Genomic DNA, 22,865 nt, shown 5'->3' on the forward strand with positions numbered 1-22,865 from the left:
TACTGCGGACACCATGCGCCAGGACACCCACGCTCAACGAATCCTCGACTTGCTCGGGCGCAAGGGGATGCTTCGTGCCAGCGATCTGGACGCCACCGATACGCCCCGGGTGGCGCTGACGCGCATGACGGATGCCGGCCTGCTGGAGAAGGTGGGACGCGGCCTCTACCGCCTGCCCGAACCGGGAGGCTCCGAACACGAGAGCCTCGTGGCGATCGCCACCAAGGTTCCTCAGGCCGTGTTCTGCCTGCTCACCGCCCTGCAGTTCCATGAGCTCACCACGCAGCTGCCGCGTCAGGTCTGGATCGCCATGCCGCGCGGCAGCCATGTGCCGAGGATCGCCTACCCGCCGCTCAAGATGGTCCAGGTGTCCGGCGAAGCCTATTCGGCGGGCATCGAGGTGGTCGAGCGAGACCAGGTGCCACTGCGTGTCTATGGCGTGGCCAAGACCGTGGTCGATTGCTTCAAGCACCGCAACAAGATCGGCCTGGACGTAGCGCTCGAAGCCCTTCGAGATGCACGGGCCCAGCGTAAGGCGTCGGCGGACGAGCTTTGGCACTACGCGAGGATCTGCCGCGTCGCCAATGTGATGCGTCCCTACCTGGAGGCCATCGAGTGAGCAAGGACTTGCCGGCCTCCGTGCGAGCGCGCCTGCTCAACATCGCCAAGGCCCAGGGCGTCGACTTCCACCAGGTGCTGGTGCGCTTCGCCCTGGAACGCATGCTCTACCGCCTTGGCGAATCGGCGCATGCCGATCGCTTCGTGCTCAAGGGCGCGCTGCTGTTCACGCTCTGGTACGACATGCCGCACCGTGCAACGCGCGATGCCGACCTTCTCGGTTTCGGTGCCAGCGATCTGGCGTCCATGGCCCAGGCCTTCCGTGATATCGCGAGCGTGCGGGTGGACGATGGCATCAGCTTCGATCCGGCTTCGATCAGGGTCTCGGAGATTCGCAAGGATGCCGGCTATGCCGGGGCGCGGGTCTTGATCGATGCCGACGTGGCGCGCGCTCGTTGCAAGACGCAGATCGACGTCGGCTTTGGCGATGCCATCACGCCAGGGCCCGCCGATGCGATCTATCCCGTCCTCATCGCCGATCTGCCGGCGCCACGCCTGCGCACTTACCCGGCCTATACCGTCGTTTCCGAGAAGCTTCATGCGATCGTCGTGCTGGGCATGACCAACAGTCGTCTCAAGGACTATCTGGACCTGTCGGTCTTGCTGGAGCGCGAGGCCCTGGATGTCGACATCCTGGCCAACGCCATTGCCGCGACATTCATGCGGCGCGGCATGGCGATGCCGGGTTCGTTGCCGGTGGGCTTGAGCGACGAGTACGCAAATGATCCATCCCGACAGGCGCTATGGCACGCGTTCCTCAAGAAGAACGACATGCCATCGCGCCCCTTGGCCGACGTGGTCGTGCTGCTGCGCGATCGGCTTGGACCGGCCATGCGAAAAGCTGTATCGCTGCACGCCCCTTGAGCAGGGGCGCGTGCCTGTCTGCTTCAACCCCGCAGCGGCGCCAGCGCCCGAGTCCGGTCATGTACTTGCTGATCGAGACTTTCGACAACTGCATCGCGCAGCCCGCGCGCGTGAGCTTGCCGTGGCGCGTCGCGATGTCGCGCTTGCGGTGCGTTACTTTTTTGCCGCACAAGTCATCCTGCGGCAGTCTTCGCCATCTTTTGGCAATCTGTCACATGGGATGCTCGTACAGCTTGAGTCACGGCGAAGACCTGACTGGGTGTACGACGATGTAAGCACGTGAGGGCGTAGCTTGGCACTTTTTCCACAAGGCAAGACGACGGTGCACGCGCGGTGCAACACCGGCGAGCGCAAGCTGTTCGAAGCGTTGAAGCGGCACCTGCCGGACGATCACATCGTCTGGCACGATCTTCCTATTGGCGATGCAGGGCTGCAGCCGGATTTCGTGATCCTCAGTCCGAGGCAGGGCCTGTTGGTGCTCGAGGTCAAGGACTGGAAGCGCGGGACATTGGCGGGCGCCGACAAGCATCGGGTCGCGCTGAACGTCGAGCGTGGCGTGATCAGCAGCCCGCACCCCCTCGCGCAGGCGCGCCAGCATGTACTTGCCCTCGTGGACCGCATGGCACAGGACGCCGCTCTGGTGGCTCCTGAAGGGCGATACCGTGGCAAGCTGCTTTTCCCTTGGGGGTGGGGCTGTGCATTGGTGAACCTGAAGCGCCAGGAAGCGGAAGCTCCTGGTTTCGCCGAGATATTTCCCCCCGAGCGAACGCTCTTGCGCGATGACCTGACAGACGACGTCGATGCGGAAACGTTCAGCCAGAGGCTGTGGTCGATGATGCAGGTGAGTTTCCCGCACACCCTGACCATGCCCCAGCAAGACCGGGTGCGTTGGCATCTTTTCCCAAGCCTGCGGGTGACCCCGCAGCAGACGTCCCTTGGCTCGGAGATATCGCAAACCGATCCATCGGGGACGGAGCCAAGCGCGGCTTTGGCCGGTGCACCCGTGCGAATGCATGACGTGATGAACGTCATGGACATGCAGCAGGAGCGCGAGGCGCGACGCATGGGGGACGGACACCGCGTCATTCACGGCGTCGCGGGTTCGGGAAAAACCATGATCCTGGTCTTCCGCGCCCAATACCTTGCGCCCGCTGCCGCGGCGGTCGGGCGGCCCGTGCTCGTGTTGTGCTTCAACCGAGCGCTGGCGGAGAAGATCTCCTATCTGCTCGCGTCCAGGGGTGTGACGGAGGAGGGGCACGGCGTGGTGGTGCGTTCTTTCCATAGCTGGTGCGAGGACATGGTGCGTACCTACCAGCTGGAGGTGAAGGCGCCCCGCAGTCCGAAGACGGCCTACTTTGAAGAACTCGCGGCGACGGTCGAGCGTGCGCTGGCTAGCGGCTTCGTTCCAAAGGGGCAGTACACGGCGGTCATGATCGATGAGGCTCACGACTTCGAGGATGCGTGGTTGCGAATGGCGGTTGAACTCGTCAACCCCGCCACCAAGGCGCTCCTGGTGCTCTACGACCACGCGCAGGCGATCTACAAGAAGCAGAACCGGAAGACGCCGTTCAAATCCCTGGGCATCGATGTGGTGGGAGGCCGGCGCAGCACCATCATGCGCACCAACTATCGGAATACGGCCGAGGTGTTGAGCCTGGCGCTGCGATGCGCTGCGGAATTGATTCCCCAGGCTGCTGTGGACGGCGAGGCAGCCGATACGAACGACAGCGAGTTGGGGGCACTGCTGGGTGGGGCCGTCGACGATTCGGCAGTGACGATCGTTCGCCCGGATTCAGCCGGTCGGCGTGGGCCCATGCCAGTGCTGCACGAAGCTGTTTCCGCGAAAGCGGAGGCCTCGTGGCAAGCCCAGAAGATTGCCCAATTGCAGGCCGAAGGGGTGCGCCTCGGACAGATCGCCGTCGTTTTCCGGTTCAAGGCCGGGATGGTGTATCTGGAGGAGGCACTCCAGGCACGAGAGATCCCTTTTCAGTCCCTGCGCACGCTCAAGCCGCGCGACTTGCGCTGGGCGGATGACGCTGTTCGGATCCTCACGGCACACAGCGTGAAAGGTCTGGAGTTCTCTCACGTCCTGGTGGGTGCGGTCGACGCTTTCGATGAAGCGAAGCATCAATCGGTATCTGAAGAGCTGCGACTCCTCTATGTCGCCATGACGCGAGCAACTTTATGGCTGGCTCTGTCGTCGCACCGGGAGTCGCCGTTGGTGCAACGGCTGCGCGAGCAGCTCGAACGCTTGCAGGTTGAATGGGCAAGTCTCGAATGAGGCACCGCGTCGCTCTCGACGCACGCTCCGGCGCTCGCCCAGTCACAACCGCTGGCGCCGCGATCGCTCAGCGCACGTCATCGAACGCCGCATCGATCTCCTCGATCCGCATCGCCGCATAGCTTACGGCCGAGCCACCCAGGTCCCACACCGCCTCGCCGCGCTCGACCGCGCGCGCCATCTCTTCTTCCTTGCGCATGCGCGCAAGCGCGGCCTCGACGACCTCGCCGGCCTCGCGGCGCGGCACGCAGACCACGCCGTCGCCGTCGGCCATGACGAGGTCGCCCGGCTGCACCAGCACGCCGTCGCAGATCACCGGCGTGTTGACGAAGCCATGGCCGCACTTGTCGGGATGGATCGAGAGGACATGCGTGGACCAGACCGGCAGGCCCAGCGCCTCGACCGTGTCGGTGTCGCGCACGCAGCCCTGCACCACCACGCCCGCGAGGCCCTTGCGCAGCGCATAGCGCGCCGCCATGTCGCCCCATTGGGCGCCCGAGGTCTCGGCATCGCAGACCACCACGAGCACGTCGCCGGGCTGCGCGAGGTAGAGCGCGCGGTGCATCATCAGGTTGTCTCCGGGTGCGCAGAAGGCCGTGACGGCCGGGCCCGCGATGCGCGCGCCCTTCTGGATCGGCCGCATGCGGCTGGACATCAGGCCGCCGATGCCGCGCGGCGCGGCCGCTTCGTGCAGGTCGGACACGGTGGCCTCGCGTGCCTTCGCACACAGGGCCGCTTCCACGCGATTGACGCGCAGGAACACTCTGGAGCTGTTCACGGTCGCTCTCCGTTCAGTGTGGCACGCAGTAGGCGTCGGCCGCGAGACGGAAGGTGGTGCGCTTCATCAGCCGCGGCTGGTTGAGCTGCATCTCGTCGCGGCGGTGCATGGTGCAGCCGTTGTCCCACATCATCAGGTCGCCGTTGCGCACCTTGTGGCGGTACACGAGCTCGGCGCTGCCGCCGGCCTCGAACAGCAGCGGCAGCACGCGCGCGTTCTCGGCCTCGCTCAGGCCCTCGATGGCCACCAGCGTGGTCGGGTCGGCATAGAGCGCCTTGCGGCCGGTCAGCGGATGCGTGAGCACCACGGGGTGGAAGGCATCTGGCAGCTTCGCCATCTCCTTGGCCTGCGCGCTCTCCTTGTCCTTGAGCTCGAGCGTGTTCATGATCGCCATGCGCTTGGCATAGCGGTAGGTGCCGGTGCGGCCGTCGATCAGCGCGCGCACGTCGGCCGGCAGCCGCTCCCAGGCGCCGTATTGGTCGGCCCAGTAGATGTCGCCGCCGCCCTTGGGCACTTCGAGGCCGTAGAGCATCGCGCCGGTGGCGGGCTTGACGCGGAAGGTCTGGTCCGAATGCCAGTCGACGTCGTCGCCGCCCGCGAAGCCGCCGACGAAGCGGCCGTCGGCATAGCGCAGGGTGCTGAAGTAGATGATCTCGTCGTGATAGGGCGACTGGATGTCCTTGCGGTTGGCGCTCTCGCAGCGGCCGAACTGCTCGGTGAAGCGCACCTGGTCGGCCTCCTCGAGCGACTGGCGCGGGAACACGATCACCGGCGCGTCCTGCCACAGGCGGCGCACCTGCTCGATGGCATCGGGGTTGGCGAGGATGTCCTCGATGCGTTCATCGATCTCGATCACGAAATCGGAATGCAGCGGGCGGACCTTGAGTTCTTGCGCGAGCACGGTCATGGGATGTCTCCTGGGTGTGTATGAAAGAAGAAAAAAGGGGAAAGAGGGGCGGCGCGTCAGTCGGCCTTCATGCCGGCGCTGCGGATGATCTCGGCGTCGGTCAGCCGCTCCGAGCGCAGCCAGGCGACGAGCTGGGCGTAGTCCATCGGCGGCGCGGGCTCGAAGCCGAGTTCGTGCAGGGCCTTGGCGGTCTCGGGCAGCGCGAGGATCTTGCGCATCTCGGCGGCCAGCCGCTCGCGCACCTCCACCGGCGTGCCGCGCGGCGCCATCAGCGCGTTCCAGGCCACCACGCTGAAGCCCTCGAGGCCCTGCTCGGCCACCGGGCGGATCTCGGGCAGCGCGGTCATGGCCTTGGCCGAGGTCACGGCCAGCGGCTTGATCCGGCCGAACTGCGCGCGCGAGGCCGCCACCGTGTCGATCAGCACCGGCACCTGGTTGCCCAGCAGCGCGGTCATCGCCTCGCCCGAACCCTTGTACTTGATCGAGAACAGCGGCACGTTCTGGCGCCGGATCATCTCGAGCACCAGCTGCGCCGTGACGCTGGGCAGCGCCACGTCGACCTTGTCGGGCCGGCTGCGCGCGAGCTTGATGAGCTCGGGCAGCGTCTGCACGCCGAGCGAGGGATGCACCGAGATCACCATCGGGATGAAGGCGGTCGCGACGATCGGGTCGAAGTCCTTCTCGGCGTCGAAGCCGATGTTGTCGTAGAGCGCCGGGTTCATCGCATGCGTGCCCGAGGCGCCCATGATCAGCGTGTAGCCGTCGGGCGTGGCGCGCGCCGCATAGGCGGTGCCGATGTTGCCGAAGGCGCCGGGACGGTTCTCCACCACCACGCCCTCGTGCAGCGCGGCCGAGAGCTTGGCCGCGAAGTAGCGGGTGGCGATGTCGGTGCTCTGCCCGGGCGGGTAGGCCACCACGATCTTGATCGGCCGGTTCGGGTAGCCCTGGGCCAGCGCGCCGGCGGTCAGCGCGAAGGCCAGCGGCAGCGCGGCGAGCCGCCGCGCGAGGCGAAAAAGTGAGGTCATCGCTGTCTCCTTCATGGTTGTGAGGTCGCCGCCCGCGGTGGACCGAAGGCGGTGCCGTTGGCCGCCGGCATGGCGGGCAGGGGAGGGGATTGGGTCGCGAAGGCCTCGGCGTCCGCACTGCGCAGATGGCGCGCGTCGAGCGCGTCGAACGAGGCGCAGCCGATCTGCGCGAGCACCATGTCGATCTCGTTGCGCACGATCTGCAGCGCACGCGCGATGCCGCGCGCGCCGCCCGCGGCCGCGCCGAACAGCGTGGGCCGGCCGAACAGCGCGAAGCGCGCGCCGAGGCAGCGTGCGATCACGATGTCGGAGCCGCGGCGCACGCCGCTGTCGAGCAGCAGCTCCACGCGCTCGCCGACCGCCGCGCGGATCGCGGGCAGCATCTCGAGCGGCGTGGGCGCCACGTCGAGCTGGCGCCCGCCATGGTTCGAGACCACGATCGCATCGACGCCGAGCGCCGCGGCCTGGCGCGCGTCGTCGGGATGCAGCAGGCCCTTCACGGCGAGCGGGCCGCGCCAGTCCGCGCGGATGCGCTCGAGCGTGCGCCACGTGATCATCGGCGCCGGTGTCAGCGTGCCGTAGAGGTCGGCGACCTCGGACGCCGAGGCACCCGCGCGGCCATAGGGCGCCCAGTTGCTCATCATCGGAATGCCGCCGCTGCGCAGGTAGCGCAACACCCAGGCCGGATGGCCGAGCGCTTCGAGCACCACGCCGGGCGTCATCCGGAAGGGCCGCGAGAAGCCGTTGCGCCGGTTGCGCTCGCGGTTGGAATTCACCGGTACGTCGACCGACACCACCAGCGTGCGCACGCCGGCGTCGCGCGCACGCCTGACGAGATCGGCGTTGATGCGCTCCTCGCGCGTGCCGTAGATCTGGAACCAGACATGCTCGGGCGCGAGCTTCGCGACCGCCTCGACCGAGGCATTGCTCGCGCTCGACAGCAGGAAGGGCACGTCGGCCGCGCGCGCGGCCTGCGCGAGCAGTTCGTCGGCACCCGGATGGAACAGCCCGGCCAGGCCCGTGGGCGAGATGCCGAAGGGGCTCGCATGGCGCCGGCCCAGCAGTTCGGTCGACTGGTCGCGCCGCGACACATCGACGAGGTAGCGCGGCACCAGCTGGAAGCGGCGGAAGGCCTCGCGGTTGCGCCGCATGCAGTCCTCGTCGTCCACGCCGCCATCGATGAAATCGAAGGCGATCCGCGGCAGCTTGCGTCGTGCCATCGCGCGCAGGTCCTCGAGGTTGACCGCAGTGTCCACGTTCATCGTTTCTCGTCGTGAGTTGTCTCTGCGATCGAGAATATCGAGCGGTCTTTTCGCTGCCCATAGGGCCGGGCAGCGGAGTTTCACAGTTTGAACTTGTAGCGTCGCGCGCCGGTGTTCAAGGCTCGGCGCTCGCGCCTGTGTGCCCCGTGTGCCCCATGTGCATGACGCCGCCGAGGCATTCGCGCGCATCCTGTTCCACCGCCGCGGCCACTTCGCCGAGTGCCGCGCGGACTTCGGCCAGCTTCGGCTCGCCGAACTGCTCGGCCAGCCCGGTGAGGCACACCGCGGCCATCGCGCGCCCGTTGTCGGCGCACACCGGCACCGCGAAGGCATGCACGCCGGTCACCACGTCGCCGAGGTTGACGCCGAAGCCATGGCGGCGCGAGCGCTCGCGCATCTTCTCGAGCGCGTCGAGGCGGCCGCTGCCGCGCTGCGCGATCTCCTGCTGCATGTTGTCGGCGAGGATGTTCTCGGTCTCGAGCGAGGGCAGGGTCTGCAGGATCGCGACGCCGCCGACCGAGGTGAACAGCGGCCGCCGCGTGCCCGCGTGCACCATCAGGCCGCGCAATTCGAGCGAGCCCTGGCGCACCGCGCAGACGTACTCGTTGCCGCTGCGCAGGATCAGCCAGGCGATGGCCTCGGTCTGCGCCGCCAGCTTCGCCATGCGGCGCTCGCAGGCCTGCTGGAAGGCCGCGTAGCCGGGCAGCGAGAGGCCGAGCTCGTAGAGCATCGGGCCGGGGAAGTAGTGCTTGTCGGTGCTGCGCTGTTGCACGAAGCGTTCGCGCACCAGGCACGAGAGCACGCGGTGCACGGTGCCCTTGTCGACCTCGCAGCGCGCCGCGAGGTCCGACAGCCGCCAGCCGAACTCGCCGCGCGCGGCCAGCTCGCGCAGGATGCGCAGGGCGCGCTCGATGCTCTGCGTGCCGTGGGAGAGGGAGGGCTGGGGGCTGCGCGAACTTCTCACCGCTCGTGTTCCTTCGATGCGCCTGCGCGGCGTTCCGGGCTGAACATCGATCGCGGCGAAGACGCGGATGATTCTCCGCGTGCCGCCTCAGCCCGCGAAGAAACGTTCGCGCACCTGGGGCGGCAACGCGATACCCGCGGCCTCGGCCGCGCGCAGCACGCTCCAGAAGTAGCGATAGCTCGCGCGGTCGTGCAGCTCGCCCTCGTGGCGTATTGGCCCCCACTGCGCTTCGCTCGCCGCCAGCAGGATCGCGCCCGCGCGCTCGGCCTGGCTCGCATCGGGCGCCATGGCCTCGACGATCGGCCGGATCTGATCGGGATGCACGCTCCACATGCGCAGGAAGCCGAACCCGTGCCGCGCGCGGTAGGCGTCGTTGCGCGTGGCCAGCGGATCGCGCAGCGTCAGCGAAACGTTGTGCGCGGGAACGAGGCCGTTGGCGAGCGCCGCGGCCACGATGCGCGTCTTGGCGCGCACCAGCAGCGGATGCTCGAACTGGCCCGGGCTGCGCATGGCCTCGAAGCCGATCGCGCCCTGGTGGTCGCTGACGAAATCCATCAGCCCGAAGTCGAGCACCTCCAGGCCCGGCAGTGCCGCGATCTCGAACACGTCGCGCAGCGCGCCATGGGTCTCGACCAGCACATGGACCGGGATGGCGCGCGCGAGGCCCGCAGCCGCGCGGCGCCGCTCGATGTGTTCGAGCATGGCGATGACATCGCCGGTGCGCTGTGCCTTGGGCAGCGTGAGGTAGGCCAGGCGGTCGCCGGCCTCGCCGACCAGCGTGTCGACGTCGGCGCGCCAGAAGGCCGATGAGGCATCGTGCACGCGCGCGCCGACCCGGCCGTGGCGGTTGGCCTCCGAGGCGATGGCGCGCGCGGCCATCTCGGCGTGCGCCTTCTCCTCGCCCGCCGCGGCGCCGTCCTCGCAGTCGCAGGTCAGGTCGAAGACCGGGCCGAGCTCGGCCTGCAGCTGCAGCGCCTTGTGGATCAGCTTCTCGCTGCCCGCGTAGTGCTCGCAGGGCGCGAGCGCGGGAACGAGCTTCTCGCCGGAGAACAGCGCGGCCGAGGGATGAACGGGCGTGGGATGCATGAGCGCTTGTCGTGGATGAAAGGGGATCGGGTCACAGCGCATGGGCGGCACGCAGCCGCGCCAGCGCCTCGGCATCGAGGCCCAGCAGTTCGCCGAGCACTTCCTGCGTATGGGCGCCGAGCGCGCCGCCCAGGTGGCGCAGCAGCGGCGGCGTCTTCGACATCCGCGGCACGGCGGCCGGCACCACGAGCTCGCCCACGCGCGGGTCCTGCACCCGCTGCAGATTGCCGCGCGCCGCGTACTGCGGATCGGCGAAGATGTCGTCGATCGCCATGATCGGCCCGCAGGGCACGCCGGCCGCGTCGCAGCGCGAAACCGCTTCGTCGAGTTCGAGACGGCCGATCCAGCCGGCGATGGCGGCATTGATCTCGGCGCGGCCCGCGAGCCGCTGCGCATTGGTCGCGAAGCGGTCGGGCGCCACGAGCTCGGGCCGCTCCATCAGGTGGGCCAGGCGCTCGAAGATCTTGTCGCTCGAGCAGGCCAGCGCCACCCATTTGCCCTCGGCCGTCTGCCAGTGGCCATGCGGCACCACGTGCGGCACGTCGGCGCCGAGCCGCTGCCGCACCTCGCCGAACTTGCCGTAGGCCGGCACCAGTTCGTCGAGCAGCCGGAAGATCGATTCGTAGAGCGAGACGTCGATGACCTGGCCCTCGCCGGTCTGGTCGGCAACGCGCAGCGCTAGCAGCACGCCGAGCGCGCCCCACAGGCCCGAGATGTAGTCGGCCAGCGAGGTCGAGCCCGGCACCACGGGCGGTCCGTCGCTCATGCCCGCGAGGTGCGAGAGCCCGCCGAAGCCGTGCGCCACGCGCGCGAAGCCGGGCTTCTCGCGGTAGGGGCCGGTCTGTCCGTAGGCGCTCACGCGCAGCAGCACGATGCGCGGATTGGCTTGGCGCAAGGTCTCGAAGGCCAGGCCCCAGCGCTCCAGGGTGCCGGGACGGAAGTTCTCGAGCACCGCGTCGGACTGCGCCACCAGCCGGAGGAACAGTTCGCGGCCCTCGGGCACGCGCAGGTCCAGCGTCACGAAGCGCTTGTTGCGCGCCTCGCTGAGCCACACCAGCGTGTCGCCGCAGTCGGTGGGCGTGCCGAACTTGCGCAGCGGATCGCCGCCCTCGGGCTGCTCGATCTTGATCACGTCGGCGCCGAAGTCCGCGAGGATGGTGCCGCTGAAGGGCGCGGCCACGAAGGTCGCGATGTCGAGCACGCGCACGCCGGCCAGCGGGGCGGATGGAGCCTCTGCCATCTCAGCGCCGATCGGCGTTGCCGCCCGTGTGCCGGTCGATCGTGGCCTGGCGCTGCTGCAGCGAGCGTGCGAGCTTGGCATGGGCCAGGTCGATCAGCACGCCCTTCTCGCCGATGGCCCCGTTGCCTTGGGCCGCCGCCGCCTCGAGCGTGCCGAGCACCTTGTCGGCCCAGGCCAGTTGTTCGGCCGAGGGTGAATAGACCTCGTTGGCGATCGCCACCTGCGAGGGATGGATGGCCCACTTGCCCTCGAAGCCCAGTGCCGCCGAGCGCGTGGCCGAGGCGCGGTAGCCCTCGGCATCGCCGAAGTCGGTGAAGGGCCCGTCGATGGCGCGCACGCCGTAGGCGCGACAGGCATTGGCGATGCGCGCGAGCGCGAAGTGCCACTGGTCGTTCCAGTGTCGGTGGCGCACGCCCTGCGCATCGGGGGCGGTGAGCACCGCATAGCGCTCGCTCGGAGTGCCGAACACGAAGTCGTTGGTGCGCATGTCGACCGTGTAGTCGCCGACGCCGAAGATCATCGCCTCCAGCCGGTCGGACGAAGCGGCGATCTCCTCGGCATGCGCGACGCCCTGCGAGGTCTCGATCAGCACCTCGATGCCCACGCGCTTGTCGCGCCCCTTCTCGCGCTCGATGGCCGTCAGCACCTGCGCCACGAACTGCACGTCGAAGGCGGTGCCGGCCTTGGGCAGCAGCACCATGTCCAGTCGCGGGCACTCGCTCACGATCTCGACCACGTCGCGCAGCGCCCAGGGCGTGTCGAGGCCGTTGATGCGCACGGCCATGCTCTTGCGGCCCCAGTCGAGCGCATTGAGGGCCTCGACGGCCTGGCGCCGGGCCTGGTCCTTGAAGGCGTCGGCCACCGCGTCCTCAAGATCGAGGAAGACGACGTCGGCATCGCTCGCGCAGGCCTTGGCGAAGAAGCGTTCCGAGGTGGCGGGCACCGCGAGTTCGGAACGTTGGAGGCGCTGGCGGCGCGGCGGGGTGAGGGTGGCGGACACGAAGGCTCCTGTGGCGGATGAAGGGGTGTGGGAATGCGGCCGGCCTACTGGTCGACCCTGATGCCGTTGGCGACGATCAGCTCGGTCCACTTCGGGACCTCGGCCTTGACGAAGGCGCCGAAGGCACCGCCGCCGCGCAGGTCGGGCAGCGCGCCGCGCTGGGTCATGGCCTCCTGGATCGCGGGGTCGGACATCACGCGATGGATGCCCTGCTCGGCGGCCGCGACCACGGCCGGCGGCGTGTGCAGCGGCAACAGGAAGCCGGCCCAGCCCACGGCCTCGACACCGGGGAAGCCGCTCTCGGCGACGGTCGGCACGTCGGGCAGCTGCGGCACGCGTTGGGCCGAGGTGACGGCGAGCGCCTTGAGCTGCCCGCTGCGCACGTAGGAGATGGCGGCCGAGACCGTGTCCACGCCCAGCGTGACCTGTCCGCCCAGCAGGTCGCTGAGCATCACGCCGCTGCCGCGGTAGGGCACGGCCACCACGTCGATCCGGGCCTTAGCCTTGATCAGTTCGCCCGCGAGGTGCGGCGAGGTGCCCAGGCCGGCCACGCCCCATTTCTCGGCGCCGGGCTTGCGCTTCGCGGACTCGACCAGCTGCCTGAACGAATCGATGCCGGCGGCGGGATTGGCGAGCACCACCAGCGGCGAGAGGAACAGGCCGTGCACCGGGATGAAATCGGCCAGCGGGTCGTAGGGCAGCTTCTTGCCGTAGAGCCCGGGGTTGATCGCCATCGGCCCGCTGCCGCCGACCGTCAGCGTGTAGCCGTCGGGCGCGGCATTGCGACCCGCGAGCATGCCGGGGATGCTGGCGCCGCCGCCCTTGTTGTCGATGAACACCTGCTGCGGCCACAGCTTGCCGAGCTCGATCGCGACCATGCGGCCGAACAGGTCGGCCGACTGGCCCGTGGTGTAGGGCACGAGGATGCGCACCGGCTTGCTAGGGTAGCCGGCCTCGGCGCGCGCGGCGCTCGCGTGCAGCAGCGGCCAGGCGGCCGCGACGCCTGCCTGCAGCAGGGTTCTTCTCTTCATGGCTGTCTCCAGTTCTTGTCGTTGGAATCCCGGTGCGGCGCCGGGCGGGTTTCCGGGCGCGGTCAGGCCGCGCAGGCCGCTGTAGGGCGCTCGCGCAGCGCGCTGAAGCTGCCGCGGAAATAGATCAGCGGATCGGCGCCGCCATCGCTGTGCACTTCGCGCACCAGGCCGATGAAGACCGAGTGCGTGCCGTGGTCGTGCGCCTGCAGCAGCTCGCAGTCGAGGCTGGCGAGCGCATCGGCCATCACCGGCGCGCCGGTCTGCTGCACGGTCCAGTCGCCGCCCTCGAAGCGCTGCTCGCCCTTCAGGCCGGTCATGCCCGCGAAGCGCGCGGCGATGTCGGCCTGGCCGTCGCGCAGCAGGTTCACCGAGAAGGCGCGCGTGCGCTCGATCACCGGGTGCGCGCTCGCGCCGCGGTTGACGCAGATCAGCACGGTGGGCGGCGAATCCGACAGCGAGCAGAAGGCCGTGGCGGTGAGCCCGGTGCGCTCGCCGGGCCGGCCGGTGGCGATGACCACCGGCGCACCCGCGTGATGCTTCATGAGTTGCTTGTAGGCGCTGGCTTCCATGGGGTGCTCCTCGTGTCAGCGGTAGAGATGTTTCCAGTCGCCCGCCGCCGGACGCGCCAGGCCGAGGTTGTCGCGCAGGGTCGAGCCCTCGTAGTCATGGTGGAAGACGCCGCGGCGCTGCAGCTCGGGCACCACCAGCCGCACGAAGTCCTCGTAGCTGCCGGGCATGCTGGTGGCCGCGAGCACGAAGCCGTCGCAGGCGCCGGTGCGGAACCACTGCTCCATCTGGTCGGCGACGTCGGTCTTGCTGCCGACGAAGGTGGCGAGCTCGTCGGTGGTGCCGCGGCCGCTGAAGCGCAGGAAGTCGGCGAGCGTCGGCCGTGCCAGGCCGCTCTGCGCGATCACGCGGTCGAGGATCGCACGCAGCCCGGTGATCGAGCCCAGCTCCTCGTCGGTGAAGGGCTCGTCGGGCCGCTTGGTCGCGAAGTCGAAGTTCAGCACCTCCGACAGCAGCGCGAGGCCGTCGACCGGTTTCACGAGCGCATCGATCGCGGCCTTCTTGTCCTCGGCCTCGGCGCGGCTCTCGGCCGCGATCACGTAGACCGCGGGCGCCACCTTGACCTGCGCCGGATCGCGGCCGTGCGCCGCGACCTTGCGCTTGAAGTCGGCGTACGACCTGCGCGCCACGTCGATGTTCGGATAGATCACGAACACCAGCTCGCCCCAGCGCGCCGCGAACTCGCTGCCGCGCCCGCTCTGGCCGGCCTGGATCAGCACCGGATGGCCCTGCGCCGAGCGCGGCACGGTGAAGGGTCCGCGCGACTTGAACCACTTGCCGCTGTGGTCGAGGCGGCGCACCCTGGAAGCGTCGGCGAAGCGGCCGTTCGCCTTGTCGTGCAGCACGGCGCCTTCCTGCCAGGTGTCCCAGTGACCGAGCACCACTTCCAGGAACTCGTCGGCGCGTTCGTAGCGCAGGTCGTGCGCGAGGTGCTCCTGCGCGCCGAAGTTCGCGGCCTCCGAGTTGTTGAGCGAGGTCACCACGTTCCAGGCCACGCGGCCCTGCGTCAGCAGGTCGAGCGTGGCGAACACGCGCGCCACGTGGAAGGGCTCGTAGTAGGTGGTGGAGTAGGTGGCGCCCAGGCCCAGGCGCTCGGTGGCCAGGCCCATGGCCGTGACCACCGAGATCGGGTCGAGCTTGACCGCGCGCACGCCGTGCTCGACCGTGTCGCGGTGGTCGTCGCCATAGCGGTCGGGCATCGCGAGCCGGTCGTCGAAGAAGGCCATCTGGAACTTGCCGCGCTCCAGCGTGCGGGCGATGTTCTGGTAGTAGGCCGGCGTGCCATAGCCGAGTTCGGTGTCGGGGTGGCGCCACGAGGCGACCAGGTTCGAGCAGTTCTGCGCCTGCAGGAAGGCCACGAGCGTCATCTGGGGTGCGGTCATCGGATCTTGCCTCTCTCGCGACTCGTCGGAGTCATTGGGATGGCTCGAATGCTAGGTTTGACCTCGCATGGCAACAACTCAAATAATCTTAGGCATTGTTCAGACTTTTGGAATGACGCAGGATCGCCCCATGAACATCAACTTCAAGCTGATCGGCACCTTCCTCTCGGTGGCGCAGAACGAGAGCTTCCGCAAGGCGGCCGAGGAGACCAACCGCTCGCTGCCCGCGGTCAGCATGCAGGTCAAGCAGCTCGAGGAGCAGCTCGGCGTGGCGCTGTTCCAGCGCACCACGCGCAAGGTGACGTTGACGCAGGAGGGCGAGCAGTTGCTGATCAGCGCGCGCAAGGCGCTGGCCGAGCTCGAGGTCGGGCTCTCGCACATCCAGCATGCGGCCGACGTGCAGCAGGGCCACCTGTCCTTCGCCTGCGTGCCGACCATCGCGAGCACGCGGCTGCCGGCGATCCTCACGGCCTTCGCGAAGAAGTACCCGGGCATCAGCGTGCACGTGCGCGAGCTCGCCAACCAGGACCTGCTGGAGGCGGTGCGCCGGCGCGAGGTCGACTTCGCGATCGGGCCGGTGCCAGACAAGAAGGGCGAGCTCGAGTTCGCGCCGATCTTCGTCGACGACTATTGCGCGATGCTGCCGCGCGGCTACCAGGACAACGGTCGCGCGAGCATCTCGCTGCGCGAGCTGTCGAAGCTGCCGCTGCTCAAGCTGTCGAGCTCGACCGCCTTTCGCGACCATGTCGACAACGCCCTCAAGGCCAACGGCCTTTCGCACGAGAGCAACTACGAGTTCATGCAGGTCACGACGCTGATCGCGATGGCCGAGGCGGGCCTGGGCATCGCGCTGCTGCCGCGCGTGGCGCTGCCGCGGCGCACGCCGCTCAAGGTGGTGCGCATCATCGGCCCGGCGCTCAGCCGCACCATCGCCATCGTGACGATCCGTGGCCATTCGCTTTCGCCCGCGGCCGCACGGCTGGTGGAGATGTGCAACAAATTGATCGCCCCCGAGTAGCGAGCGGCCGAACATGGACAAACGGTAATGTTCGCGGCGGTCGTGCGCGCCCGATCGTTCCTATGATCCGAAGCGATGGCTGCCCTGTCACGGGGTCGCCGTTCCGCTCGACATGAACACCGCACCCCGTCCCTCCCTGTCGACCTGCTTGCGGGCCGGGCTGCTGTGCGCGGGCCTCCTGCTCGGGCATGCCGCCGACGCGGCGCGCGGGCCCGCGCCCACCGCCTTCCAGACCAGCACCTATGCGGCCGGGCTCGAGTTGCCCTGGGGCATGGAGTTCATGCCCGATGGGCGCCTGCTGGTGACCGAGCGCGCGGGACGCCTGCGCATCGTGGATGCGCAGGGCGACAAGGTCTCGACGCCGGTGCGTGGCCTGCCTGCCGTCGACCGGCGCAGCCATGGCGGGCTGCTCGACGTCACCATCGATCCGGCCTTCGAGACCAACCGCCTCATCTACCTGAGCTACACCGAGGTCGATCGCCGCCGCAGCCGTGCCGGGCGCAACGGCATCGCGGTCGCGCGGGCACGGCTCAGCGACGACGGCGCGCGCGTGGAGCAGCTCAAGGTGCTGTTCCGCCAGACGCCGAAGATCGCGGTCGGCGAGAACCTCGGCGGGCGGCTCGCGGTCGCGGGCGACGGCCATCTGTTCCTCACGCTCGGCGACCGCTATGCGCCCGAAGACCGCATGCGCGCGCAGTCGCTGGGCTACTACCAGGGCAAGACGGTGCGCATCCGCACCGATGGCGGCATTCCGGCCGACAACCCCTTCGCGCAGCGCGCGGGCGCGCGGCCCGAGATCTGGAGCCTCGGCCATCGCAACCCGCAGGGCGCCTTCGTGCATCCGCGCACCGGCCAGCTCTGGGTGGCGGAGCACGGACCGCAGGGCGGCGACGAGATCAACGTGGTGCGCAAGGGCCGCAACTACGGCTGGCCCCTCGTCACCTTCGGCTGCGAATACAACACCTGCGCGCCGATCGGCGAGGGCACCGCCAAGGCCGGCCTCGCGCCGCCGCTCGTGCACTGGGGCCTGCCGGCGATCGCGCCGAGCAACCTGATCCTCTACACCGGCGACCAGTTTCCCGAGTGGAAGGGCAGCGTGCTCGTGGGCGCGCTGGCCGGCAAGGCCGTGTGGCGCATCGAGCTCGCCGGCGAGGACGCCGCGCCGCGCGTGGTGCGGCGCGAGCCGCTGTTCGCCGAACTCGGCGAGCGCATCCGCGACATCCGCCAGGGGCCCGATGGCGGGCTGTACCTGCTGGTGGATGGGGTGCAGGGCCGCGTGGTGCGCGTCGCGCGCGCCGACGCGGGCCTGTAGCGGCGGGCGGCGGGCGGCGGCGAGCGGCACAATCGCAGGCGTGATCCATCCCACTCCCCTGTGGCGTTGCCTCATCGTCGAGGACGACGCCGACAACGCCCGTTACATCGCCGAAGGCTTCCGCGCGCTCGGCCACGTGGCGGTGATCAGCCGCGACGGCACCGATGCACTGGCGCGCGCCACCAGCGAAGCCTGGGACCTCGTGATCCTCGACCGCATGCTGCCGAACGAGGTCGACGGCCTGTCGATCCTCGCCACCCTGCGCGCGCTCGGCAAGAAGACGCCGGTGCTGGTGCTCAGCGCGCTGAGCGCGCTCGACGAGCGCGTGCGCGGCCTCAAGGCCGGCGGCGACGACTACCTGGCCAAGCCCTTCGCGTTCTCGGAGCTGGCCGCGCGCGCCGAGGCGCTGGTGCGGCGCTCGCGCACCGGGCCCGAGATCCGCACGCTCGAGGTGGCCGACCTGTCCATCGACCTCGCGAGCCGGCAGGTGAAGCGCGCGGGCCGCCCCATCGCGCTGCAGCCGCGCGAGTTCCGCCTGCTGGCCTACCTCATGATGCATCCGGGCCAGGTGGTCACGCGCACCATGCTGCTCGAGGCGGTGTGGGACTACCAGTTCGATCCGCAGACCAACGTCATCGACGTGCAGGTGAGCCGGCTGCGCGGCAAGCTCGACGCGGGCGGCGCGCCGACCCTGATCCAGACGGTGCGCGGCGCGGGCTACCGGCTGGCGCCGCCCGAGCCCGAACCCGAAGCCGCGCCGGCCGCCGCGCCCGCGCGCCGATGATCCCCTCGCTGCGCCAGCTCTGGCGCTCGGTCGGCTTCCGGCTGGCCTTCTACTACGGGCTGCTGGTGGCGATCACCATGCTGGCCTCGCTGGCGATCGTCTACATGCAGACCGTGGGCGTGCTGCAGCAGCGCATGGTGCGCCAGGTGGCGGCCAACGTGCAGCAGCTGGTGGTGCGCCACGAGGCGCGCGGCGCCGAGGGCGTGGCGGGCGAGATCACCCACCTGCTGGCCGACGACCGCCATTCCGACAACGAGGTCTACCTGCTGGTGGACCGCGAGGGCCGCAAGCTCGCGGGCAACCTCGACCAGATGCCCTCGAGTTCGCCCGACGCGGGCGACGGCGTGCACCGGCGCGTGCTGCGCGGCGGCCAGGGCGCCATCGCCTATCTCGTGATGCGGCCGCTGCCCGACGGCGGCATGCTGGTGGTGGGGCACGACCTGCGCGACCAGGAGTCGATCGAGTCGCTGGTGGCGAGCGCGAGCGCGGCGGCCGGCATCGTCGCGGTGCTGCTGCTGATCGGCGGCACCTTCGTGTTCCGGCAGGAACTGGAGCGCAGCGTGGGCGCGGTGCGGCGCACGGCCGCGCGCATCGCGGCCGGCGAGCTGCAGGAGCGCGTCGCGCCCTCGGGCGAGGAGGACGAGTTCGCGCTGCTCGAGCACGACATCAACGCCATGCTCGACCGCATCGAGTCGCTGATGGACGGCGTGCGCCATGTCTCCAACACCATCGCCCACAACCTGCGCACGCCGCTCACGCGCGTGCTGGTGCGGCTGCGCGCGGTGGAGCAGGGCCTGCCGGCCGACGATGCGCAGCGCGGCGCCGTGGCGGCCGCGATCCGCGAGCTTGAGGAACTCGCGGTGGTGTTCGAGAAGCTGCTGCAGATCGCCGAGGTGGAGGCGGGCGCGCGGCGCCAGCAGTTCGCGCCGGTGGCGCTCGACGTGATCGCCGACGACGTGGCCGAGCTCTACGAGGCCGTGGCCGAGGTGCAGGGCATCGCGCTGCGGCGTGAACCGTGCGAGGCGGCCACGGCGCTCGGCGACCGCGACCTGCTCGCGGGCGCGGTCGCCAACCTGGTCGACAACGCGCTCAAGTACTGCGGCGCCGGCGCGGTGGTGCGCATCGGCACGCGGACCGTGAACGGCCGCGCGCAGCTCTTCGTGCAGGACGACGGACCGGGCATACCGGCCGCGGAGCGCGAGCGCATCGGCGTGCGCTTCCACCGGCTCGACCGCAGCACGCCGGGCCATGGCCTGGGCCTGGCCAGCGTGCGCGCGGTGATCGCGCTGCATGGCGGCCAGCTCGCGTTCGAGGACGCCGCGCCCGGGCTGCGCGCGCGCATCGACCTGCCCGGCGAGGACTGAGGCGCGCCACATTGCCGAACGGCAATGTTGTGTTCACGCACGGCAACCCCGCGAATTCCTAGGATCGGCGGCTCGCACTTTCTCGTGCCAGCCGCACGGGCCGCGCCGCGGTCCCAGCAATATCCCAGGAGACATCAACGGTGAGAATCAAGAGTCAGAGAGACTTCTGCTCGGGCGTGCTCTTCAGCGCCTTCGGCGTGGCCTTCGCATGGGGCGCCACGACCTACAACGTCGGTACCGGCGCCCGCATGGGCCCGGGCTACTTTCCCCTGATCGTGGGCATCCTGATCGCGCTGATGGGCGTGCTGATCACGCTCAAGGCGCTGTCGGTGGAGACCGACGACGGCGAGCCGATCGGGCGCATCGCCTGGAAGCCGCTGGTGTTCATCATCGGCGCCAACCTCACCTTCGGCGTGCTGCTGGGCGGACTGCCGAGCATCGGCCTGCCGTCGATGGGGCTGATCGTCGCGATCTATGCGCTGACCTTCATTGCCAGCCTCGCGGGCGACAACTTCGGCTGGAAGGGCGTGACGGTGCTGGCCACCGTGCTCGCGCTCGGCAGCTACCTGGCCTTCGTGGTCGCGCTCAAGCTGCAGTTCCAGGTCTGGCCGACCTTCATCGCCGGCTGATCTCGCTACAAGAAGAACGAAAAGACAAGACAAGAGAACCATGGACCTGATCACCAACCTCTCGATCGGCTTCGGCGTCGCCTTCACGGCGCAGAACCTGGTCTACGCCTTCGTCGGCTGCCTGCTGGGCACCCTGATTGGCGTGCTGCCGGGCATCGGCCCCGTCGCGACCATCGCGATGCTGCTGCCCGCGACCTATGCGCTGCCCCCGGTGTCGGCGCTCATCATGCTGGCCGGCATCTACTACGGCGCGCAGTACGGTGGATCGACCACCGCGATTCTCGTGAACCTGCCAGGGGAGTCGTCCTCGGTGGTGACGGTGATCGACGGCTACCAGATGGCGCGCAAGGGGAGGGCCGGGCCCGCGCTCGCTGCGGCCGGCCTGGGCTCGTTCTTCGCCGGTTGCGTGGGCACGCTGATCCTGGCCGCCTTCGCGCCGCCGCTGACCGAACTGGCCTTCAAGTTCGGCCCGGCCGAATACTTCTCGCTGATGATCCTGGGCCTGATCGGCGCCGTGGTGCTGGCTTCGGGCTCGCTGCTCAAGGCCATCACCATGATCCTGCTCGGCCTCGCGCTGGGGCTGGTGGGCACAGACGTGAACTCGGGCGTGGCGCGCTACAGCTTCGACATTCCCGAACTCACCGACGGCATCGGCTTCATCGCCATCGCCATGGGCGTGTTCGGCTACGGAGAGATCATCGCCAACCTCGCGGTGCCCGAGCACGAGCGCGAGGTCTTCACCGCCAAGGTCAAGGGCCTGTGGCCCACCAAGGAAGACTTCCGCCGCATGACGCCCGCGGTGCTGCGCGGCACCGCCCTCGGCTCGGCCCTGGGCATCCTGCCCGGCGGCGGCGCGCTGCTGTCGGCCTTCGCGGCCTACACCATCGAGAAGAAGATCAAGCTCAAGAACGGCGAAGTGCCGTTCGGCAAGGGCAACATCCGCGGCGTGGCGGGCCCCGAGTCGGCCAACAACGCCGGTGCGCAGACCTCCTTCATTCCGCTCTTGACGCTGGGCATCCCGCCCAATGCCGTGATGGCGCTGATGGTGGGCGCGATGACGATCCACAACATCCAGCCGGGCCCACAGGTCATGACCAGCAACCCCGAACTGTTCTGGGGGCTGATCGCCTCGATGTGGATCGGCAACCTGATGCTGATCGTGTTGAACCTGCCGATGATCGGCATCTGGATCAAGCTGCTGACCATTCCCTACAAGTGGCTGTTCCCCTCGATCGTGCTGTTCTGCGCGGTGGGCGTGTACTCGGAGAACAACAACACCTTCGACGTCTGGATGGTCGCGATCTTCGGCATCGTGGGCTACCTGTTCCTCAAGCTCAAGTGCGAGCCCGCGCCGCTGCTGCTGGGCTTCATCCTCGGGCCGATGATGGAAGAGAACCTGCGGCGCGCGCTGCTGCTGTCGCGCGGCGACTGGAGCGTGTTCGTCACGCGGCCGCTGTCGGCCGGACTGCTCGCGGCGGCGCTGCTGCTGCTAGTGGTGGTGCTGCTGCCTTCGGTGAAGGCGAAGCGGGAAGAGGCGTTCGTCGAGGATTGAATGAGAAGCTACCTCCGGGGGCTGGGCAAAAGCGGGTGCTTATGACCCGCTGCCCGAGCCCTTCATCCGGGGATTCCCTTTCTTCGTGAGCTTGGTGGTCAACTGGGCGGCGGCGACGGTAGCGTCCCAGGTGCTGCCGCCCTTGACCTTGGAAGCTGGCGAGTCGACCGTGGCGCGGTTGGGCTCGCGGCCCTTGTAGTGTCTTGCGGCGTCCAGTACGTCGCGTGCCTTGAACCGGGGGTCCAGTTCCTCCAGCTTCGCCAGCAACGTGGCCGTCGAGATGATGTGTGCATTGCCAGGAAGCGCACCGGGCGTGGCTCGCAGGAAGAAGTCGTCTTCGGCGATGACCAGGCAAGGTGGCCCGGGCGGTTGTCCGATGAGTTCGGACACGTAGCTGTTGATGGAGAGCTCTCCGCTGTTGGGTGCCAACGGTGACGGAGCCGGCATGTTGCTGGTCGCGTAGAAGTCTCGCAACTGCTGGCTTTCCATGTACCGCTCGTAGATGCGCGCCGCTGAGATCGCCATCTGTCCGAAGACGGTCTTCTCGATGACGATCCGCCCGGCGTGTTTCTCGAGGAAGTCGGAGATTCGCTGCGCATCCTCGCGCGTGCTGCGATGCCTCGTGGCCTCGAACTCCACCATGTCGGTGACGACGAGCTGGACCTGTTGCGCATCGAAGGCCAGCAGCACTTCGAGCGCATTGGCGTGGGCGAGCGTGATCAGCGGGCCCGTGTCCGGGAGGACGATGCGGATTTTCTCGGCCATTACCCTCTCGCCTTCCTGGAGCGAGCGGTAGACGCACCGGTTTCATCCAGGGATCGCAGCGCGTCATCCGCCGCTTGCTTCATGACACGCGCGTCCTCGACCGAGGCAGACGGATGCTCGATGCCATGGAGATTCATACGCTGCAGCAGATCGCCGTACCAGTCCAGGCCGAGCTGCTGCATGGCGATGGCGCGCGGCAGCACGCCGTGGGCGTAGGCCCCCAAGATGGCCTTCTCGGCCACGTGAGCATTCAAGAGCATCGCCGCGGGGCGGCGATTTCTCTCGATCAGGATGCTGGCGCCCTCATCCTTCTCGACGGCATCGAAAAGCTCGCCAAGCTGGCTCTTGACGTCGGTGGCGGTCACGACTTGCATGCAACGGTCCTGGAGTGGAAGTGTGCATTTTAGAACAAATGCACATTTTTCTCTCATTGGAC

22 protein-coding genes are annotated in these 22,865 nt (G+C 68.9%); 9 read left to right on the forward strand and 13 right to left on the reverse strand.

Annotated elements, in window-relative coordinates; genetic code table 11:
- The first annotated feature begins 13 nt into the window (after positions 1-13).
- The 3 genes from KV106_RS34440 (at position 14) to KV106_RS34450 (ending at position 3,763) form a co-directional block, all read left to right on the forward strand.
- Positions 14-619 (forward strand): type IV toxin-antitoxin system AbiEi family antitoxin domain-containing protein, encoded by a 606-nt coding sequence (locus KV106_RS34440; RefSeq protein ID WP_261216188.1) that lies wholly within the window; start codon positions 14-16, stop codon positions 617-619.
- The gene (locus KV106_RS34445; RefSeq protein ID WP_261216189.1) at positions 616-1,482 is read left to right on the forward strand and encodes a nucleotidyl transferase AbiEii/AbiGii toxin family protein; all 867 of its coding nucleotides are present in this window, start codon (positions 616-618) and stop codon (positions 1,480-1,482) included. Before KV106_RS34440 ends, KV106_RS34445 begins: the two co-directional genes overlap by 4 nt.
- Positions 1,483-1,774: 292 nt before the next feature.
- Positions 1,775-3,763 carry a 3'-5' exonuclease gene (locus KV106_RS34450; RefSeq protein WP_261216190.1) on the forward strand — a complete coding sequence of 663 codons (1,989 nt, stop codon included), beginning with the start codon at positions 1,775-1,777 and terminating at the stop codon, positions 3,761-3,763.
- 67 nt (positions 3,764-3,830) lie between these two features.
- On the opposite strand, the gene KV106_RS34455 is transcribed toward KV106_RS34450, so the two are convergent.
- The 11 genes from KV106_RS34455 to KV106_RS34505 all read right to left on the reverse strand — a co-directional run bounded on the left by KV106_RS34455 (position 3,831) and on the right by KV106_RS34505 (position 15,005).
- Positions 3,831-4,541 (reverse strand): 4-carboxy-4-hydroxy-2-oxoadipate aldolase/oxaloacetate decarboxylase, encoded by a 711-nt coding sequence (locus KV106_RS34455; protein WP_261216192.1) that lies wholly within the window; start codon positions 4,539-4,541, stop codon positions 3,831-3,833.
- Between the two features lie 13 nt (positions 4,542-4,554).
- Entirely contained in the window at positions 4,555-5,448 is an 894-nt protein-coding gene (locus KV106_RS34460) for a TauD/TfdA dioxygenase family protein (protein WP_261216194.1), read from the reverse strand.
- 56 nt (positions 5,449-5,504) lie between these two features.
- A complete protein-coding gene (locus KV106_RS34465; RefSeq protein ID WP_261216196.1) occupies positions 5,505-6,473 on the reverse strand; it encodes a Bug family tripartite tricarboxylate transporter substrate binding protein in 969 nt (322 codons plus the stop codon).
- Between the two features lie 11 nt (positions 6,474-6,484).
- Complete coding sequence (locus KV106_RS34470) at positions 6,485-7,735, reverse strand: alpha-hydroxy acid oxidase (RefSeq protein WP_261216206.1); 1,251 nt, start codon at positions 7,733-7,735, stop codon at positions 6,485-6,487.
- A 115-nt stretch (positions 7,736-7,850) separates the two neighbouring features.
- Complete coding sequence (locus KV106_RS34475) at positions 7,851-8,699, reverse strand: IclR family transcriptional regulator (RefSeq protein WP_261216208.1); 849 nt, start codon at positions 8,697-8,699, stop codon at positions 7,851-7,853.
- An 87-nt stretch (positions 8,700-8,786) separates the two neighbouring features.
- Positions 8,787-9,785: an HpcH/HpaI aldolase/citrate lyase family protein gene (locus tag KV106_RS34480; protein WP_261216210.1), complete on the reverse strand. Its 999-nt coding sequence runs from the start codon at positions 9,783-9,785 to the stop codon at positions 8,787-8,789.
- Positions 9,786-9,816: 31 nt separating this feature from the next.
- Positions 9,817-11,025, reverse strand: a complete 1,209-nt coding sequence (locus KV106_RS34485; RefSeq protein WP_261216211.1) for a CaiB/BaiF CoA transferase family protein — start codon at positions 11,023-11,025, stop codon at positions 9,817-9,819.
- Between the two features lies 1 nt (position 11,026).
- On the reverse strand, positions 11,027-12,025 hold the full coding sequence (locus KV106_RS34490) for an HpcH/HpaI aldolase/citrate lyase family protein (RefSeq protein ID WP_261216213.1): 999 nt from the start codon (positions 12,023-12,025) through the stop codon (positions 11,027-11,029).
- A gap of 44 nt (positions 12,026-12,069) precedes the next feature.
- Positions 12,070-13,056 (reverse strand): Bug family tripartite tricarboxylate transporter substrate binding protein, encoded by a 987-nt coding sequence (locus KV106_RS34495; protein WP_261216215.1) that lies wholly within the window; start codon positions 13,054-13,056, stop codon positions 12,070-12,072.
- 62 nt (positions 13,057-13,118) lie between these two features.
- Positions 13,119-13,625: a flavin reductase family protein gene (locus tag KV106_RS34500; protein WP_261216217.1), complete on the reverse strand. Its 507-nt coding sequence runs from the start codon at positions 13,623-13,625 to the stop codon at positions 13,119-13,121.
- 15 nt (positions 13,626-13,640) lie between these two features.
- On the reverse strand, positions 13,641-15,005 hold the full coding sequence (locus tag KV106_RS34505; protein ID WP_261216219.1) for an LLM class flavin-dependent oxidoreductase: 1,365 nt from the start codon (positions 15,003-15,005) through the stop codon (positions 13,641-13,643).
- A 130-nt stretch (positions 15,006-15,135) separates the two neighbouring features.
- Here KV106_RS34505 and KV106_RS34510 point away from each other — a divergent pair, with 130 nt between their 5' ends.
- The 6 genes from KV106_RS34510 to KV106_RS34535 all read left to right on the forward strand — a co-directional run bounded on the left by KV106_RS34510 (position 15,136) and on the right by KV106_RS34535 (position 21,664).
- Positions 15,136-16,023 (forward strand): LysR family transcriptional regulator, encoded by an 888-nt coding sequence (locus KV106_RS34510; protein WP_261216221.1) that lies wholly within the window; start codon positions 15,136-15,138, stop codon positions 16,021-16,023.
- A 112-nt stretch (positions 16,024-16,135) separates the two neighbouring features.
- Complete coding sequence (locus KV106_RS34515; protein WP_261216230.1) at positions 16,136-17,335, forward strand: PQQ-dependent sugar dehydrogenase; 1,200 nt, start codon at positions 16,136-16,138, stop codon at positions 17,333-17,335.
- A 58-nt stretch (positions 17,336-17,393) separates the two neighbouring features.
- Positions 17,394-18,119: a response regulator transcription factor gene (locus KV106_RS34520; RefSeq protein ID WP_261216292.1), complete on the forward strand. Its 726-nt coding sequence runs from the start codon at positions 17,394-17,396 to the stop codon at positions 18,117-18,119.
- On the forward strand, positions 18,116-19,483 hold the full coding sequence (locus tag KV106_RS34525; RefSeq protein WP_261216232.1) for a sensor histidine kinase: 1,368 nt from the start codon (positions 18,116-18,118) through the stop codon (positions 19,481-19,483). Before KV106_RS34520 ends, KV106_RS34525 begins: the two co-directional genes overlap by 4 nt.
- Before the next feature lie 140 nt (positions 19,484-19,623).
- The gene (locus tag KV106_RS34530) at positions 19,624-20,112 is read left to right on the forward strand and encodes a tripartite tricarboxylate transporter TctB family protein (RefSeq protein WP_261216236.1); all 489 of its coding nucleotides are present in this window, start codon (positions 19,624-19,626) and stop codon (positions 20,110-20,112) included.
- A 40-nt stretch (positions 20,113-20,152) separates the two neighbouring features.
- On the forward strand, positions 20,153-21,664 hold the full coding sequence (locus KV106_RS34535) for a tripartite tricarboxylate transporter permease (RefSeq protein WP_093352978.1): 1,512 nt from the start codon (positions 20,153-20,155) through the stop codon (positions 21,662-21,664).
- A 39-nt stretch (positions 21,665-21,703) separates the two neighbouring features.
- Here KV106_RS34535 and KV106_RS34540 read toward each other — a convergent pair whose 3' ends face one another.
- Both KV106_RS34540 and KV106_RS34545 read right to left on the reverse strand, forming a co-directional pair.
- On the reverse strand, positions 21,704-22,429 hold the full coding sequence (locus tag KV106_RS34540; RefSeq protein ID WP_261216241.1) for a hypothetical protein: 726 nt from the start codon (positions 22,427-22,429) through the stop codon (positions 21,704-21,706).
- Positions 22,429-22,803 carry a type II toxin-antitoxin system Phd/YefM family antitoxin gene (locus KV106_RS34545; protein WP_261216243.1) on the reverse strand — a complete coding sequence of 125 codons (375 nt, stop codon included), beginning with the start codon at positions 22,801-22,803 and terminating at the stop codon, positions 22,429-22,431. Before KV106_RS34545 ends, KV106_RS34540 begins: the two co-directional genes overlap by 1 nt.
- Between the last annotated feature and the right edge of the window lie 62 nt (positions 22,804-22,865).

The sequence above is a fragment of the Variovorax endophyticus genome (assembly GCF_025376855.1).
Lineage (GTDB): Bacteria > Pseudomonadota > Gammaproteobacteria > Burkholderiales > Burkholderiaceae_C > Variovorax.

Excerpts from the sequence above, each read along its gene's own strand:
- KV106_RS34440 (WP_261216188.1), top strand. The coding sequence starts at position 14 with ATGCGCCAGGACACCCACGCTCAACGAATCCTCGACTTGCTCGGGCGC.
- KV106_RS34460 (WP_261216194.1), bottom strand. The coding sequence starts at position 5,448 with ATGACCGTGCTCGCGCAAGAACTCAAGGTCCGCCCGCTGCATTCCGAT.
- KV106_RS34465 (WP_261216196.1), bottom strand. The coding sequence starts at position 6,473 with ATGACCTCACTTTTTCGCCTCGCGCGGCGGCTCGCCGCGCTGCCGCTG.
- KV106_RS34470 (WP_261216206.1), bottom strand. The coding sequence starts at position 7,735 with ATGAACGTGGACACTGCGGTCAACCTCGAGGACCTGCGCGCGATGGCA.
- KV106_RS34480 (WP_261216210.1), bottom strand. The coding sequence starts at position 9,785 with ATGCATCCCACGCCCGTTCATCCCTCGGCCGCGCTGTTCTCCGGCGAG.
- KV106_RS34485 (WP_261216211.1), bottom strand. The coding sequence starts at position 11,025 with ATGGCAGAGGCTCCATCCGCCCCGCTGGCCGGCGTGCGCGTGCTCGAC.
- KV106_RS34495 (WP_261216215.1), bottom strand. The coding sequence starts at position 13,056 with ATGAAGAGAAGAACCCTGCTGCAGGCAGGCGTCGCGGCCGCCTGGCCG.
- KV106_RS34500 (WP_261216217.1), bottom strand. The coding sequence starts at position 13,625 with ATGGAAGCCAGCGCCTACAAGCAACTCATGAAGCATCACGCGGGTGCG.
- KV106_RS34505 (WP_261216219.1), bottom strand. The coding sequence starts at position 15,005 with ATGACCGCACCCCAGATGACGCTCGTGGCCTTCCTGCAGGCGCAGAAC.
- KV106_RS34510 (WP_261216221.1), top strand. The coding sequence starts at position 15,136 with ATGAACATCAACTTCAAGCTGATCGGCACCTTCCTCTCGGTGGCGCAG.
- KV106_RS34515 (WP_261216230.1), top strand. The coding sequence starts at position 16,136 with ATGAACACCGCACCCCGTCCCTCCCTGTCGACCTGCTTGCGGGCCGGG.
- KV106_RS34525 (WP_261216232.1), top strand. The coding sequence starts at position 18,116 with ATGATCCCCTCGCTGCGCCAGCTCTGGCGCTCGGTCGGCTTCCGGCTG.
- KV106_RS34535 (WP_093352978.1), top strand. The coding sequence starts at position 20,153 with ATGGACCTGATCACCAACCTCTCGATCGGCTTCGGCGTCGCCTTCACG.
- KV106_RS34540 (WP_261216241.1), bottom strand. The coding sequence starts at position 22,429 with ATGGCCGAGAAAATCCGCATCGTCCTCCCGGACACGGGCCCGCTGATC.
- KV106_RS34545 (WP_261216243.1), bottom strand. The coding sequence starts at position 22,803 with ATGCAAGTCGTGACCGCCACCGACGTCAAGAGCCAGCTTGGCGAGCTT.